This is a genomic window from Streptomyces sp. NPDC055140 (genome assembly GCF_053607285.1).
In genome coordinates this window covers 1-15,656 of sequence record NZ_JBSGTG010000040.1, presented here as the reverse complement: position 1 = coordinate 15,656, position 15,656 = coordinate 1, and the positions used below count along the sequence as shown (strand labels likewise).

The 15,656-nt window shown below is 70.9% G+C and carries 11 protein-coding genes; 5 read left to right on the top strand and 6 right to left on the bottom strand.

The window, feature by feature from the left end; translation table 11 throughout:
* Positions 1-9 precede the first annotated feature (9 nt).
* The 3 genes from ACWFR4_RS42085 to ACWFR4_RS42075 all read right to left on the bottom strand — a co-directional run bounded on the left by ACWFR4_RS42085 (position 10) and on the right by ACWFR4_RS42075 (position 3,610).
* On the bottom strand, positions 10-1,476 hold the full coding sequence (locus ACWFR4_RS42085) for a hypothetical protein (RefSeq protein WP_453656820.1): 1,467 nt from the start codon (positions 1,474-1,476) through the stop codon (positions 10-12).
* 107 nt (positions 1,477-1,583) lie between these two features.
* A complete protein-coding gene (locus ACWFR4_RS42080) occupies positions 1,584-2,603 on the bottom strand; it encodes a LuxR C-terminal-related transcriptional regulator (RefSeq protein ID WP_453656819.1) in 1,020 nt (339 codons plus the stop codon).
* A 23-nt stretch (positions 2,604-2,626) separates the two neighbouring features.
* Positions 2,627-3,610: a helix-turn-helix transcriptional regulator gene (locus ACWFR4_RS42075; protein ID WP_453465427.1), complete on the bottom strand. Its 984-nt coding sequence runs from the start codon at positions 3,608-3,610 to the stop codon at positions 2,627-2,629.
* A 309-nt stretch (positions 3,611-3,919) separates the two neighbouring features.
* Between ACWFR4_RS42075 and ACWFR4_RS42070 the strand changes: the two genes are divergently transcribed.
* On the top strand, positions 3,920-4,264 hold the full coding sequence (locus tag ACWFR4_RS42070; protein ID WP_116511838.1) for a Rieske (2Fe-2S) protein: 345 nt from the start codon (positions 3,920-3,922) through the stop codon (positions 4,262-4,264).
* A 101-nt stretch (positions 4,265-4,365) separates the two neighbouring features.
* Here ACWFR4_RS42070 and ACWFR4_RS42065 read toward each other — a convergent pair whose 3' ends face one another.
* On the bottom strand, positions 4,366-4,794 hold the full coding sequence (locus ACWFR4_RS42065) for a pyridoxamine 5'-phosphate oxidase family protein (protein WP_453465398.1): 429 nt from the start codon (positions 4,792-4,794) through the stop codon (positions 4,366-4,368).
* A 141-nt stretch (positions 4,795-4,935) separates the two neighbouring features.
* On the opposite strand from ACWFR4_RS42065, the gene clpB reads away from it, so the two are divergent.
* Complete coding sequence (clpB, locus tag ACWFR4_RS42060) at positions 4,936-7,551, top strand: ATP-dependent chaperone ClpB (protein WP_453465396.1); 2,616 nt, start codon at positions 4,936-4,938, stop codon at positions 7,549-7,551.
* Between the two features lie 193 nt (positions 7,552-7,744).
* Positions 7,745-8,302 carry a YbjN domain-containing protein gene (locus ACWFR4_RS42055; protein ID WP_453656818.1) on the top strand — a complete coding sequence of 186 codons (558 nt, stop codon included), beginning with the start codon at positions 7,745-7,747 and terminating at the stop codon, positions 8,300-8,302.
* Positions 8,303-8,318: 16 nt separating this feature from the next.
* Here ACWFR4_RS42055 and ACWFR4_RS42050 read toward each other — a convergent pair whose 3' ends face one another.
* Complete coding sequence (locus tag ACWFR4_RS42050) at positions 8,319-9,530, bottom strand: hypothetical protein (RefSeq protein WP_453462731.1); 1,212 nt, start codon at positions 9,528-9,530, stop codon at positions 8,319-8,321.
* A 404-nt stretch (positions 9,531-9,934) separates the two neighbouring features.
* Here ACWFR4_RS42050 and ACWFR4_RS42045 point away from each other — a divergent pair, with 404 nt between their 5' ends.
* The gene (locus tag ACWFR4_RS42045) at positions 9,935-10,243 is read left to right on the top strand and encodes a hypothetical protein (RefSeq protein WP_453656817.1); all 309 of its coding nucleotides are present in this window, start codon (positions 9,935-9,937) and stop codon (positions 10,241-10,243) included.
* Positions 10,237-12,138, top strand: a complete 1,902-nt coding sequence (locus tag ACWFR4_RS42040) for an HEXXH motif domain-containing protein (protein ID WP_453656816.1) — start codon at positions 10,237-10,239, stop codon at positions 12,136-12,138. Before ACWFR4_RS42045 ends, ACWFR4_RS42040 begins: the two co-directional genes overlap by 7 nt.
* Positions 12,139-12,199: 61 nt before the next feature.
* Here ACWFR4_RS42040 and fxsT read toward each other — a convergent pair.
* Positions 12,200-15,656 (bottom strand): FxSxx-COOH system tetratricopeptide repeat protein (gene fxsT, locus ACWFR4_RS42035; RefSeq protein ID WP_453656815.1); only part of this gene is annotated, 3,457 nt, incomplete at its 5' end.

Genomic DNA, 15,656 nt, shown 5'->3' with positions numbered 1-15,656 from the left:
CGCGTCGGATCAGCTGCCTGACAGCGTGAACTCGGCCGTGTTGTTGGCCAGTTGGGGATCGAACGCCGAGATGCGCAGCTCCGGGTCGTCGTTCCGCGTCGCGACCGAACCCGTCGCGCCGCCCGGCACGACGCTGTCGACGCGCAGGGTGAAGTCGAACGTGGAACGGGCCTTCTCCCACAGCAGGATCGGGGTCCGGCACGTGTAGCGGTTCGGTCCTGCCTGGTCGCAGCCGGCGGGCGCGGCGGTGACGGTCGTGCCCTCCGGGAAGCGCACGTCGAGGGTGGCGACGGAGGCGCCCGCGCCGAGCGAGGCCACCCACGCCGGGCCGCGGTTCTTCACCCCGACGCGGGCCTTGACCGTGTCACCGGGCGCGGCGGACGTGATGTCGCTCGCGAGGGCGATGAGGTCGGCCTTGTTCGTGGCCGTGATCTGCGTGGAGCGGTAGTTGTCACCGGTGTTCAGGTCGGGCTCGGCCGCGGCGCTCAGCGCGCGGGCCGCGGGAACGGCGGCGGGGACGAGGTCGTCCCCCGTCCCCTGCACGAACGGCCGCCCGGAGATCGCCTGCTGGTACGCCTCGTCCGAGTACGGGTCGACCGAGTAGTCGAACCGTTCGTACAGCGCCGCGTCCGTCGCACGGACCGCGCCGGCCGCCGACAGGTCGTACTCCTGCCCCGGCTCGACGGGCTGGTCGAGCACGCAGACGGCGGTGGTGCCGCTCTGGTTGGTCGTGGCGTCGGCGTCCAGGTAGGTGCAGTTGCCGAAGCGCTGCTCGAGGTCCAGGCCGTGCGAGGCGAAGAGGGTCAGGAGGGTGCGGTCGGCGGTCCGGTTGCCGTGGTTCGTCAGCCGGATCGGCTGCGCGAGGTCCGTGCCGGGCTGGACGCCGGTGCGGTACGGGAGCTGGTTCACGCCGAGGTCGGGGCCGTCGCCCAGGCTGATCTGCGTGTCGGCGGGGTAGCCGGTGAGCGGGCCGAACGAGCTGTCCGCGTCGGCGGTGAGGTGCAGCGTGCCGGTGGCGTCCGCGGGGGCCCCGGACTTGGCGCGCAGGCCGATCTCGGCGACGGTCTCGTACGGGCCGGTGTTCAGCGAACCGAAGTCGCAGGTCGCCGTGAGCGCGTCGGCGGCCGGGACGCAGTCCGAGGGCCAGGTCACGTCGGCCACGTTCGCGAGCTCGGTCGCGTCGACGGTGAGCGTGCCGCCGGTGATGGTGTTGTGCGTGTTGTCGTGGCCGAGCTTCACGTCGACGGTGTTGCCGACCGCGTTGCCCTGCGCGTCGGCGGTCGGCAGGACGAGGTCGTACGGCGCAGCGATCCAGAGGGCGTCCGTCTCCTGCTCGTCGGCGCTCGCGGGAGCGACGGAACCGAGCGCCAGGACGGCGCCGGCGATGAGGGCGAGCGAGGCGTGCCGCCGCCGTCTGCGACCGGCGAACGGTTCCTGAGAGGCCTGTGGTGCACGGGTGGCCTGGGCTGCCTGCATGGTGAGCGTCTCTCCCTGGGGTGAGGTGCGGGGACGGGAGTTGGACGTGCAGGGGCGGGAGTTGGTTGTACGGAGATCGTTTTGGGCGTGGTGGCCTTCCGGGAAGATCAGTGACTCTCGCCCGGTTCCGGTTCCGGTTCCGGTCCCTGTTCCGGTTCTCGTTCCAGCATCCCGGACTGGCCGATGAGATAGCCCAGTTGGGCCCGGCTGTCGCTGCCGAGCGTGCTGGCGAGCTTGGCGATGTGGACGCGGACGGTACGGATGTTCATGCCGAGGCGTTCGGCGATGACGGCGTCGGTGTGGCCCTCGATGAGGAGGGCGGCGATGGTGAGCTGGCGGGAGGTGACGCCGCCCTTCGCCGGGGGCTGTTGCGCGGCTACGGGGAACATGGGGGTGGCCAGTCGCCACAGCCGCTCGAACGTCGTCATGAGGTAGGAAATGAGGGCGGGGTGGCGTATCTCCAGGGCCACGGTGCGGTCCGTGTTGGCCGGGATGAACGCGACGGTCCGGTCGAGCAGGACGAGGCGCTCGGTGACCTCGTCGAGGGTGCGGACCGCCACGTCGCCGCGCAGCTGTTCGTAGTGGGCCAGCACGGCGGGGGAATGCCGCGAGGTGTGCTGGTAGAGGGTACGCATCCGGCATCCCCGGGCCAGGAGTTCCTGCTCGATCGGGCGGGCCGCGGCAAGGCCGGCGGGAGGGCGCCCGCCCCCGGGCTGGATGGTGAGGAGCTCCTGGGTGGCGACTGCGCTGGCTTCGCCGATGGCGTCGTTGATCCGCTGGAACCCCAACAGCACATGGATCATCGGCGAGTTCTGGAAGGACGCCCGCTCGGCGTCGAGCGCCATGAGCGGTGCGAACGCCTTGGCCAGTTTCGCCTCGCGGTGCCGCTGGTGCGCGATCTCGTCCTCGATACCCCCCAGCAGCCCCGGCAGGGCCACGGAGGGCGGCACGGGGCGCTGCCACCGGGAGTCGTCCGGATCCGCGCGCAGCAGCCCGAAGTCGAGGAGGCACGGCACGGCCGCGGCGTCCTCGTCTTTCACACGGCCCTCGCGCAGGGCCCGGGAGTAGAGCGCCGTACCGGCGGCGCACAACTCCTCGGCTCCGTGAGTGTGGGCCTCGGCGGTCACGTGTGGCTCTCCTCGGTCGACATTCAGTGATCCTGGTCGAGGATTCCCGACTGCGCTATCAGAAAGCCGAGTTGCGCGCGGCTTCCGCTGCCCAGCGCGGCCGCGAGTTTGGCGATGTGGGCTCTGCAGGTGCGCACGTTCATGCCCAGGCGGCGGGCGATCGCCTCGTCCACGTGGCCTTCGATCAGCAGCTTGGCGATCGACCGCTGGACCCCGGTGATGCCGTCGGTCGGGGGCGCGTAGGGGGTCTCCTCCAGGAGGGGGACCGCGCGGCGCCACAGTTGCTCGAAGACCTTGGCCAGGTATTCGACGAGGCCCGGATGGCGGAGTTCCAGGGCGACCGGATGGTCTCCGGGGACCGGTATGAACGCGACGGTCCGGTCGAAGACCATCAGCCGCTCTATGAGTTCCTCGAGGGTGCGTATCTCCACGTTGCCCTTGGCCATGTGCTCGGCGTACACGAGAGTTCCCTGACTGTGCCGGGCCGTGTGCTGGTAGAGCGTGCGCATGGTGATGCCGCGCGCGATGACCGCCTGGCCCCGCTCGAGTGCCTCCGTCAGGGAGTGCTCGCTGCGCCCGCCGCCGGGCTGGACCGTGAGGATCTCGGACTGGCACTCGGCGATGGCGAGTTCGATGGCCGAATTGATCCTGTTGATTCCTTCGAGCACGGTGACGGCGTGCGTGGTGGGCAGATCCTGCGCGCTGATGGCCATGAATGGCTCGAAGTAATCGGTCAGTTCGACCGCCAGGCTTCTTCGCTCCTGGATTTCCCGTTCGATGGGGTGGAGGCGCTGTGCCAGGGCGGCGGCGGGAGGAACCGGGCGGAGCCAGCCGGCGTCATCCGGGTCTGGGTGGAGAAGGGCGAAATCCATCAGGCAGGGAGCGGCCGTCACTTCGCTTCGGGCGATGCGTCCGGAACGCAGAGCACTGGCGTACAACCGCCTGCCCTCGTCGCACAGTTCAGTCGTGGCATGAGGATGTGTCCGATGTGCGTCATTCATGGTCATAGATCCACCCCCCAGGGTCCTGAACGTGCAGGAACATGATGCATCGATCCTGTGGTGTTTGGATGGCCGAATGAGCCATCGTCTAGTGAGTCGGGGGAGAGAAGCCATGGAAGTGAGGACGAAGCCCACTATGTGCAAGAGAATGCTTCGCTCGGTGATGGCTGTTGCCTTCTCCGCCGGTTTGGCTTTCGGTGTGCTCAGCACCCAGGACCTCTCCTGGAGTGGCACACCCGCCACTCACGTGTCCGCCGGCAAGAACATCGCGCCTCCGGATCTTTCCTGGAGTGTCGCTCCCGTGGACGCGGCCGCATGACCACTCCGCCCGACGACAGAACATTTCGCCGTGAGATGGCGACCGCCTACCGGTCCGGGTGGCATTTCATCGACCTCGCCACGGCGATTCCTCATCGCGGCGATTCGTTGATGGTCACCCTGTTCGGCGAGCCGATCGTCGTCGTGCGGGACGAGTTCGACGACGAGGAGATCCGGGCCTACCGGTGTCTTCGCCGCCCTCGGGGCGCCCCGCAGCCCGTGCGGTGTGCCGTCAGATACGGAATGGTCTTCGTCAACCTAGACCAGCGTGACCACCAGCTGGTCCGGGAGGCGGGACCGGAAGTTCCGCGTACCACCTCAGCCACCCCCCGCAGTGCCTGACGCGATTCCCCCGTCGTTGTAGATCGCGCAGGTGCTTCCCCCCCGCAGCGGCGTCACCGTGGACCTGAACACGGTGGCGCCGCTGCAGCTTTGTGCGGCCGTCACGACGGGGACCCGTTGCCCGTCGCCCGCGTCAGAGTGATCTCGATGGCGACCCGGTCCGGGTTCGGCGCGGGCACGCGCTCGTAGCGCTCCGCGTACCGGCGTACCGCCTCCGCGACGCGGTCCGGCTCCGTACGGACCACCGCGAGCCCCTCAAGGGTCGCCCAGCGCCGGCCGTCGACCTGGCAGACCGCGACCCGGGCCCCGCCCCCCTCTGCCCCGGACCCCGCGAGCACGTGCGACACCTTCGCGCTCGACTTGTTCGCGATCACCCGCGCGAGACCCGCCTCGGGGTCGTACGTGACACCGACCGGCACCACGTGCGGGGTGCCGTCGGGGCGCAGGGTCGTCAGCGTGCACAGGTGCCGTTCCCGCCAGAAGCCGAGGAAGGTCGGGTCGGGGTTCAGGGGGTCGTTCCGCTTGGCCATGCCCCGGAAGATATCCCCGTTCAAGGACATATCCCGCCGGGGGGCACCCGCCCCGCATCCTTGAGTGGAATCGACTCAACTTTGTGTATGCTGACAGGGTCAGTGTGCTGGAGAGGCAGACGCAAGGAGGAGAGTGCGCACGTGGACGCCGAGCTGACGAACCGGAGCCGGGACGCGATCAACGCGGCCACCAGTCGGGCCGTGTCCGGAGGGCACGCGGATCTGACCCCCGCGCATCTGCTCCTGGCACTCCTTGAGGGCCAGGACAACGAGAACATCACGGACCTGCTGACGGCCGTCGAGGCCGATCAGGCCGCCGTGCGGTCCGGGGCCGAGCGTGTCCTCGGCGCGCTGCCCAGCGTGACCGGCTCGACCGTCGCGCCGCCCGGACCCAACCGGGACCTGCTGGCGGTCATCGCCGACGCGGCGCAGCGCGCCAAGGAGCTCGGGGATGACTACCTCTCCACCGAGCATCTGCTCATCGGCATCGCCGCGAAGGGCGGCACTGTCGCCGACGTACTGACGGAACAGGGGGCGAGCGCCAAGAAGCTGCTCGCCGCCTTCGAGAAGAGCAGGGGAGGGCGCCGGGTGACCACACCCGACCCCGAGGGCCAGTACAAGGCCCTGGAGAAGTTCGGCACCGATTTCACCGCCGCCGCGCGCGAGGGCAAGCTCGACCCCGTCATCGGGCGCGATCAGGAGATCCGGCGTGTGGTGCAGGTGCTGTCCCGCCGTACGAAGAACAACCCCGTCCTGATCGGTGAGCCCGGCGTCGGCAAGACCGCCGTCGTCGAGGGGCTCGCCCAGCGCATCGTGAAGGGGGACGTGCCGGAGTCGCTCAAGGACAAGCGGCTCGTCTCGCTGGACCTGGGCGCGATGGTCGCCGGCGCGAAGTACCGCGGCGAGTTCGAGGAGCGCCTCAAGACCGTCCTCTCCGAGATCAAGGAGAGCGACGGGCAGGTCATCACCTTCATCGACGAGCTGCACACGGTCGTCGGGGCCGGCGCGGGCGGCGACTCGTCCATGGACGCGGGCAACATGCTGAAGCCGATGCTCGCGCGCGGCGAGCTGCGCATGGTCGGCGCGACCACGCTCGACGAGTACCGCGAGCGGATCGAGAAGGACCCGGCCCTGGAGCGCCGCTTCCAGCAGGTGCTGGTCGCCGAGCCGACGGTCGAGGACTCGATCGCGATCCTGCGCGGGCTCAAGGGCCGGTACGAGGCCCACCACAAGGTCCAGATCGCCGACAGCGCGCTCGTCGCCGCCGCGTCGCTCTCCGACCGGTACATCACCTCCCGCTTCCTGCCGGACAAGGCCATCGACCTCGTGGACGAGGCCGCGTCCCGGCTGCGCATGGAGATCGACTCGTCGCCCGTCGAGATCGACGAGCTCCAGCGCGCCGTCGACCGGCTGAGGATGGAGGAGCTGGCCCTCTCCAAGGAGACGGATCCGGCCAGCAAGCAGCGCCTGGAGAAGCTGCGGCGCGACCTCGCCGACAAGGAGGAGGAGCTGCGCGGCCTCACCGCCCGCTGGGAGAAGGAGAAGCAGTCCCTCAACCGCGTCGGTGAGCTGAAGGAGAAGCTCGACGAGCTGCGCGGCCAGGCCGAGCGCGCCCAGCGCGACGGCGACTTCGACACCGCCTCCAAGCTTCTCTACGGCGAGATCCCCACCCTGGAAAGGGACTTGGAGGCCGCCACAGAGGAAGAGGAGGAGGCGTCCAAGGCCGACACGATGGTCAAGGACCAGGTCGGCCCGGACGACATCGCGGACGTGGTGGCGGCCTGGACCGGCATCCCGGCCGGGCGGCTCCTGGAGGGCGAGACGCAGAAGCTGCTGCGCATGGAGGACGAGCTCGGCAAACGCCTGATCGGGCAGACCGAGGCCGTGCGGGCGGTGTCCGACGCCGTGCGCCGCACCCGCGCCGGGATCGCAGACCCCGACCGGCCGACCGGTTCCTTCCTGTTCCTCGGCCCGACCGGCGTCGGCAAGACCGAACTGGCCAAGGCGCTCGCCGACTTCCTGTTCGACGACGAGCGGGCCATGATCCGCATCGACATGAGCGAGTACGGCGAGAAGCACTCCGTGGCGCGTCTCGTCGGCGCCCCTCCCGGCTACGTCGGGTACGAGGAGGGCGGTCAGCTCACCGAGGCGGTGCGCAGGCGCCCGTACAGCGTCGTCCTGCTCGACGAGGTCGAAAAGGCGCACCCGGAGGTCTTCGACATCCTGCTCCAGGTGCTCGACGACGGCCGCCTCACGGACGGCCAGGGCCGCACGGTCGACTTCCGCAACACGATCCTCGTACTCACCTCGAACCTGGGCAGTCAGTTCTTGAGCGGACACAGCCTGGTGGAGCCGACGGCGAGTGAGGAGCAGAAGAAGCAGCAGGTCCTGGAGGTCGTACGGGCGTCGTTCAAGCCCGAGTTCCTCAACCGGCTCGACGACCTCGTCGTCTTCTCCGCGCTGAACAAGGAGGAGCTGGAGCGGATCGCGAAGCTGCAGATCGGCAGGCTCGCGAAGCGGCTCGCCGAGCGGCGGCTCACCCTGGACGTCTCCGACGCGGCCCTGGCCTGGCTCGCCGACGAGGGCAACGACCCCGCGTACGGCGCGCGGCCGCTGCGCCGCCTCGTACAGACCGCGATCGGCGACCGGCTCGCGAAGGAGATCCTCTCCGGCGAGGTCACCGACGGCGACACGGTCCGCGTGGACACCTCCGGGGACGGCCTGAGCGTGGGCCCGGCCACCGGAAAGACGCTGTAACGCGAGGCGAACACCGATGCCGGACCGGGTCGGGGCCCTGCCGCTCGGCGAGACGAGCTGCAGGGCCGCTGCTCTGCCAGGGTGATCCGGCCACACCGGGGCAGGAACTCGGTCCGATCCAACCGGTTGGGGGTTGTCACTTCCCACCCGGCATGGGAGAGGATGGCGGAATCCGTACGAAGGGACCAAGCACGTGAGCATCGACCCGTCCTCGATTCCGAATTTCGGGGGACAGCCCCAGCAGCCGCAGGGCTCAGGACCGGCGGGCCCCGTCGTCCCCGACCAGGACCTCGTCAAGCAGCTCCTGGAGCAGATGGAGCTCAAGTACGTCCTCGACGAAGAGGGTGACCTCGCGGCTCCGTGGGAGGAGTTCCGCACCTACTTCATGTTCCGCGGCGAGGACGACCAGCAGGTCTTCTCGGTGCGGACGTTCTACGACCGCCCGCACGACCTCGAGACCAAGCCGGCGCTCCTCGAGACCATCGACGACTGGAACCGCCGCACCCTGTGGCCCAAGGTCTACAGCCACACCCACGACGACGGCACGGTCCGCCTCATCGGTGAGGCGCAGATGCTCATCGGCACGGGTGTCAGCCTGGAGCACTTCGTTTCGTCGACGGTCAGCTGGGTGCGCGCCGCCATCGAGTTCGACCGCTGGCTGGTCGAGCAGCTCGGCCTGGAGCAGGCCGTGGACTCCGCCGCCGACGACGAGAAGCCGTCCGACGACGAGAAGCCGTCCGACGACGAGTAGGCACGTCAGCAACTGATCACAGGGGCCTGTGCGCGAACGCGACCAGATACGTCCCGTACGCAAGTGAGAGCCCGGCCAGGGCGCCCATCACCAGGAGGGCGCTGCGCGGCCGGGCTTTCGCCGTTCGCGCCAGCGCGAGGGCCAGCGGCAGCAGCAGCGGGAACGCGGGCAGCAGGAAGCGCGGCTTGGACGGGAAGAAGCCCGCGCCGCCGAGCGCGATGAGCAGGAGTACGCCGCTGTAGACGATGAGCGGCAGCGGGGCCGCCCGCTCGGCGATGAGCAGCGCGAACAGCAGCACCGCGGCGGCGACGATCAAGAGCGTCACGGGGAAGACGAAGCGGTCGCCCTTGAGCAGCAGATGCCGTACGACGCGCAGCGCGCCGACGCCGAAGTCGAAGCTCGAGCCCCAGTTCCGCTGCACGGTGAAGTAGCCGCCGAGCGGGTCGCCTCTTTGGACGCCGACCCACAGGACGTAGCCGGTCCAGCCGAGCGGGGCGATCGCGGCGCCTGTCCACAGCCTGTGGGAAACGTTTCTGCCGCGCTTGCGGATCACCTCGTACGCCGCCGTGACGAGGACCGCGGCGGCGACCGCGAAGCCGTTGGGGCGGGACACCCCGGCCAGCGAGGCGAGCGTGCCCGCCCAGATCCACCGGCCGGTCAGGACCGCGTACAGGGACCAGGCGGCGAAGGCGGTGAGCAGCGGCTCGGTGTACGCCATCGTGAGGATCACGGAGTGCGGCAGCAGCCCCCACAGCAGGACCAGGAAGACGGCGACCGGCCGGGAGTGCAGGCGCACCCCGATCGCGTAGATCCCGGCCGCCGCGGCCAGGGACGCGGTCCAGGCGATGAGTATCCCCGTGGCGCCGCCGCTGAGCGGGAGCACGGTCTGCACCGCGCGGACCAGGCCGGGGTAGAGCGGGAAGAACGCGAGGTCGTTGAAGATGATGCCCGGTTTGTAGTGGATGGAGCGGCCGTAGCCGTTCGCGGCGATCCTGAGGTACCAGAGCGAGTCCCAGGACCGGCCGAGCAGGGCGCCGGAACGCTTCCCGGTCAGCGAGGCGGCGACCGCCATCGCGACGACACCGGCGAGCCGGACCGCGGCGAACAGGCCGAGCGCGGTGAGCAGGGGAGCGGCGGCCCTGAGCCGGGTCGGGCGGGAACGTGGTCCGGCGCCGGGCTCCGCGACGGGGACGGTGGCGGGGGCCGGGCCGAGTTGCTGCTGGGTCACATCTCCGCACCCTGCGGGCACCTCGCGGGGTGCGCGAGCCGGGAGGGTCCGCACGGGTGCGGATGGGGGGTCGTCCGGCGCGGCTGCGTGACAACGGGCGCCGGGAAGTCCATGCCGGACCGTCAGAAACCGTGCCCCGGCGACGGGAGGAACCGCGTATGTGGCCGAGCCGGGGACACGTATCTCCAGAACGCATCAATGGCCCCATGGGACACGCCAGTCGAACACCCGGTCAACGGCGTTCCGCGGCACCGGATGCCGCCTCCCCCGGCCGTGAATCGAACAATTCAAGCCTTGATGGCCACCGGAGCCCCTTTCGGCGCGGCTGACCACGGGCCACTATGGGAAGGAGGTGGGTCTGCGCCGCGGGGCCGCGAGCGGGAGCCGACAGGGGGAAGTTTGACGTGAGGACTTCTACGACTGACATCGAGACCGGACTTGTCGATCTCAGCCGTTGGGGCCTCCAGGAGGCCATGGCACTGAGGGACCCGCTGGTGGCGGAGGCACAGCACGCGCTGCTCGAACATCTGACGGAGGACGCCGTCGGGCAGGTCGTGGGCGGTGGCGGCGAGAACCCGTACTTCAGCGCGCGACGGCACAACGGCACGTCCCCCCAGGAGCCACGGCACGAACACGGGCCGCCGGCGCCGTCCGAGTCGGCCTCCCCGTGCGACCTGCCCGACGACCCCGACCGGCCTGCCCTGCCGTGCTGACACGGCACCATGTGCCGGTCGCCGACCTGGAGGCCATCGCCACCGGCCGCATCACCGCACCCACCGGGACCCGTATCGCGGCGGCGGAGCGCAGCCGCCGCATGCTCATGCTGCGGGCCCTGGCCGCCGCGGAGGCGGAACGCGGGGCGGACGAGGGCGAAGGGCCACTGCCCCCGCTGGCGCACGCCTTCGAGCTGCTGGCCCGCGCGGAGGCCCTCGATCCGCAGGCCGTGGCGAGCGTGCTCGGGCACCCGCCGGTCGGCGTCTGGGCGGTCCGCCTGCTCGGGCGGCTGCGGGGCGGCGTCGAGCCCCGGCCCGAAGAACCCCCGTTGTGGCGTGAGGCCGGCTACGCGCACGCGCTCGCCGCGGCGGCCGCGCTGCGGGCGGGCCTTCCCGCGCTGGTCCGCGTGCCCGCGTGGGCGGGCAAGGTGATCCTGCCGACGGTCGGTCACGCTGTTCTGGACGACGCCCCGGGCGACCACGACGTCGCCACGCTGGAGACGGACGGGCGCGGCACCACCCGCGTCACGCTCGGTCCGCACACCCTCGGACTGCCCGCCGTCCCCCACCTGCCCGCTCCCGGCTGGCACCCCGCGCGCCTGCTGAGCTGGACCCCGCGCGAGCCGGGCCCGGGCGTCCTCCTCGACGACGCCGACCCCTACCGCGACTTCCGGTCCCCCTGGCCGCCCCCGGCCCCGCTCACCGACGCCGAGTCGGACACCTGGCAGCGGCATCTGCACGACGCGGCGCACCTGCTCAGGGCCCGGCACCCGGACGCGGCCCGCACGGTGCCGCTCGTCCTGAACTCGCTCGTGCCCCTGCCCGGCATGCCCCGCTTCCGCACCTCCAGTGCCTCGTACGCCGAGGCGTTCGGCAGCGTCCTCGTCTCCGTGCCGCGCGACGCCGTCGACTTCGCGGTCACCCTTGTCCACGAGTCACGGCACTCCGCGCTCAACGCCCTCAGTCACCAGATCCAGCTCGTCGACAGGGCGGCGCGCACTCCACGGCAGGACACGCTGCTCTACGCGCCCTGGCGCACCGACCCGCGCCCGCCGTGGGGCCTGCTGCACGGCACGTACGCGTTCACCGGCGTCGCCGACTTCTGGCGCACCGAACGGCACGCCCTGACCGGACCCCGGGCCTCCCTCGCGCACTTCGAGTTCGCCGTGTGGCGCGACGCGGTGGCCATCGCCCTGCGCACGCTGGCCGCCCAGTCCGGGCTCACCCCGTGGGGCCGCCGGTTCGTCGACGGGATGGCGCGCCAGGCCGCTCCGTGGGCCGACGACGACGTACCGGCCGAGGCCCTCGCCCCGGCGCAAGCCGAACTCGCCGATCTGCGGGCCACGTGGTGCAGCCACAACCTCGCGCCCGACCCGGCCGCCACCCGTCTGCTCACCGACCTCCGGCTCGGCGGCGGCCGCGGCGAAGAGGCGACCGCCCCGCCGTCCCGGCTGTGCGTGGACGCGCCGCCGCGTCTGCCCGAACTCCGCTGTGAACTACGGCGGTTGCACCTCGCCGATGCAGGAACGTTCACCCCGGACACTCGAGCGCGGCTGTCCGGCCGGGAACGGTCCCCGGATCTCCTGGAAGCGGACATGTGCCTCCTGCGCGGCGGGCCGGCGAACGCGGCGCGGGCCGTTGACCGCTACCGCGCCGTCCTGGCCGGCGCTCCCGGCACCCGCCCGGCCTGGGTCGGCCTCGGTCTCGCCCTGGAGGCGTCCGGCGAGGGCACACCGGCCACGGTCCTGCTGCACCGGCCCGAGCTGATGCGGGCGCTCGCCCTGGACGAGCGGGCCCGCGGCGCGCGGACGCCCGACCCGCTGGAACTGGCCCGCTGGACGGCGCGGATCCCCGGGCTCACCACACAGCCCGCGACGGACGTGCCACAGCGCTGACCCCGCCCGGAAGTGTCCCGGGCGGGGTCATGTCGATACCGCCGACGTCACATCGGCGGCGTCACATCAGCAGCGGGTCGATGTCGCAGTTCGCGGGCTTGCCCTCCGCGGCCGCCGTGGTCGCCGGGTGGTCCTCGCCGAGGGTGCGTCCGTAGCGCTCGGCCGTGTCGGCGTACAGCTCGTCCGCCTCGTGGTCCCGCCGCAGCTGCCGGAGCCCGAGCGAGAGGTTGAGGGCCGTGGCGAGGGTGATCGGGTGGTCCTCGCCGAGCTGGGTGCGGCACAGGTCGAGCGCCCTCGTGGCGAGCTCCACCGACGCCTGCATCTCGCCGAGTTCGAACAGGTCGGCGACGAGATTCGAGGTGCAGGAAAGGGTGTTGGGGTGTTGCTCGCCGATCAGCTCGATCAGCTGCTCCCGTGATTCCACGTTGCTCGCGCGGGCCTCCTCGGTCCGCCCGGCCAGGCGCAGACAGATCGCGTGGTTGACGCGTCCCGCAACGGTGTGCGGATGCCGCGGGCCGAGCAGCGCCTCGTACCCCTCGTACCCCTCCTGCCCGAGTTCGAGTGCGCGGGCGAGGTCGCCGCTGTGCCGTACGTCGATGGCGTGCGAGGCGAGCGCGTTCACCGTCTGCGGGTACAGGTCGCCGTAGCGGGTCCGGAACATGACGAGAGACCGGCCGGACAGCTCCAGGGCCAGGGCATGCTGGCCGGCGCGCCGCTCGGCCACCGACAGGATCCGCGTCGCGGAGATCGTGTCCGGGTGGGTGTCACCGACGGTGTTGCGGAAGCGCTCCTCGACGTCGCGCGCCTGGTCGCGGGCCGCCAGGTACTCGCCGCCCTCCTGGAGGTCGAACGTCACCGACGCCATGGTCGACAGCGTCGACACCGCGTTCTCGCCGAGCTCCGCGACCTTGCGGCTGTGCGTCATGCGGTCGAGCGAGAGCGCCGCCCGGAAGTGCCCGATGAACCGCAGGTTCAGCGCGTGCCGGTGGGCACTGAGGAGGGTCGACGGGTCGTTGGGCCCGAAGAGGCGCTCGCAGGTCTCGAAGGCGTGCTTGTCGAGTTCGAGCGCCGCCTGGAAGTCGCCGCGCAGCCGCAGGTCCCAGGCGAGCATGCTGGTGATGTCGATCGTCGACTCGTGCTCGGGGCCGAGGACCTCGGTCATCCCGGACAGCGTCCGCTGGTCGAGTTCGTACGCCTCCGAATAGCGGCCCAGGATGCGCAGGGAGTTCGTGTAGATCCGGGCCGCGTTGAGGACGTGCTCGGCGGTGTCCCCGTCGGCCTCGCGCCAGGTGGTGTACGTCTCCTTGGCCAGGTCCAGGGAGCCCTGGTGGTCGCCCCAGTAGTACATGTACTGGACCTCGTTCAGGACGAGTTGCCTCACCCACGGGTCCGTCGACTCGACGGCCCTGCTGTTGAGGACGTGCGGCAGCAGGTCGCCGTACTGCTGCCACCGGTGGGACTTGTTGGGCTCACCGGCGTCGTCCCTGGCGAGCAGGCGGTGGGCGCCGGCGCGCATCTGCGACTTCAGCGGCTCCGCCATCTGGTTGATGAGGACGCGCTGGACCAGGCGGTGCAGCTGGATGGTGTTGGTGTTGTGGTTGATGCGCGCCAGCGCGTAGCGGTTGATCTCGCGGATGGCGCGGCCGAGCCGGATCGGGTCACTGAGTGCCGCGCCGAGCTCCGGGGGCACGGGGGCGTCGCGGACGCCGGTGAGCAGGCGCCGGGAGATCGGCTCGGGCGCGAAGAAGGCACACATCTGCAGGAGTTGAAGAGCCGCGGGGTGGTTCTTGCGCAGCCGGTCCAGGGACACGTTCCAGGCGGCGGCGACGGACAGCGGATAGTCCACCGGCGGGTCGCTGACCATCAGCTCGTTGGCCTGCTGCTCGAACATGCGCAGGTACTCGTCCGCGGGCATGCCCGTCTCGGCCAGCCATACGGCGGCCTGCTCGATGCCGAGCGGCAGGTCGCCCAGGGTCTCGGCGAGCCGGTCCGCGGTCGCGTTGTCCAGGTTCGGTGCTCTCATCTGGAGCAGCGAACGGCTTTCCTCGCGGGTGAACACGTCGACCTCCAGGGGGCGCGCCGACGAGGCCCACTGCGAGTTCCGTGAGGTGACGAGGATGCGGCCCGGCCCGTTGGTCGGGAAGAACTCCCGCACGGATTCCGGATCTTCCGCGTTGTCGAAGATGAGGAGCCAGTTCTTGAACGGCTCGCCGACGCGCAGGGCCTCGATGACGGCCGGCACCGCTGTGTTCGCCTCGCCGCTGCCGACGTTCAGACCGAGTCGGTTGGCCAGCTGGACGAGGAACTGCCGGATCTGCTGCGGCTGTTCGGCGGGGATCCACCACACGATCTGGTACTCGTGCAGATGCCGGTACACGTACTCGACCGCGAGCTGGGACTTCCCGACGCCGCCCATGCCCTGGAGCGCCTCGGGGAGTACCGCCGTGGTTCCTTCCTGGAGCCTGTGGTGCAGGTCGTCCAGGAGCTGGACCCGGCCGGTGAAGGCACGGTTTCGGGGAGGGACGTTGCCCCAGACGGGGGGCGGCTTCTGCAGCGCGTCACCCCTTGACCCGGCCTGGGTGGACTGCAAGCCGCTCACTTCTTCGACCCTTTCCTCGTTGCCGGTGTCTGGCAGGGCGGTGGGCTCGGCCCCACCGCCTAACTGACTGGGTTCTCCGGAGGTTGTGGCCGCCGGAGGTGGAGGTTCGTCGAGGCGTGCCTCAAGCTCTCTGGCGGCGGTGGCATGTGGTCCGGCCATGGCCGCGAAAGCGGGCAGAATAGACGAAATCCATGGCCGTAAACCTTCCATGGAGACACTCCGCGCGCGATCCGGCTCGCGCAGAAGGGCGACGCCTTCCCCGTACGCCGGTACGGCGACCGCCAAATGGTCCAAGGCGAGCATCAGCGCGCGGGCCGTCTCGCCGCGCGTCCCGTCCGAGAGCAGCTCCCGCCGCACGCCGTCGCCGAATTCGAGCTCGACGCCCGGCCCGGCGGCCTCGCCCGGCTCGGCCTCCGTGCGCCGCAGCAGCCCGCTCAGGAGCAGCTCCGCCACGTGCCAGTTCCGCGCCCCGGGGATCAGCCCCTCCTGGAGCAGGCGCAGCACGTCGAGGTTGAGCGGGACGGCCGCGGAGAGGCGGGCCAGGTGGTAGGCGGTGGGGGAGAGCTGGGCCCGCACGGTCTTGACCTGGACGTCGGCGGGCAGCGTGGCGGCGGGCCTGCGCGCGACGGCGGTCTCGTCGCCGGGCGTGCGGTCCAGGACGCGCACGGTGTAGCCGCCCTTGCTGTCGTGCGCGAGGAAGCGGGCGAGGCCGCCGATCCCTTCGGGGGTCAGCGTCACCACGGGCAGCCGGACCTCGTCGGACGCGTCGGCCTCCGAGAGGTCGGCGGTGGGCATGACCAGGCCCACGGGCTCGGCGGTCCAGGTGCTGTTGGGGGACGCGGGGCGCGGGCTGGTCAGCATGAGGCTGCTGGTCTGCGTGCCCGCCCTCGCCCAGACGTGCTCCGGCAGCACATGGACG

Bases quoted from the DNA above. Each gene is read 5' to 3' on its own strand.
- ACWFR4_RS42085 (WP_453656820.1), bottom strand. From the start codon at position 1,476: ATGCAGGCAGCCCAGGCCACCCGTGCACCACAGGCCTCTCAGGAACCG.
- ACWFR4_RS42075 (WP_453465427.1), bottom strand. From the start codon at position 3,610: ATGACCATGAATGACGCACATCGGACACATCCTCATGCCACGACTGAA.
- ACWFR4_RS42070 (WP_116511838.1), top strand. From the start codon at position 3,920: ATGACCACTCCGCCCGACGACAGAACATTTCGCCGTGAGATGGCGACC.
- ACWFR4_RS42065 (WP_453465398.1), bottom strand. From the start codon at position 4,794: ATGGCCAAGCGGAACGACCCCCTGAACCCCGACCCGACCTTCCTCGGC.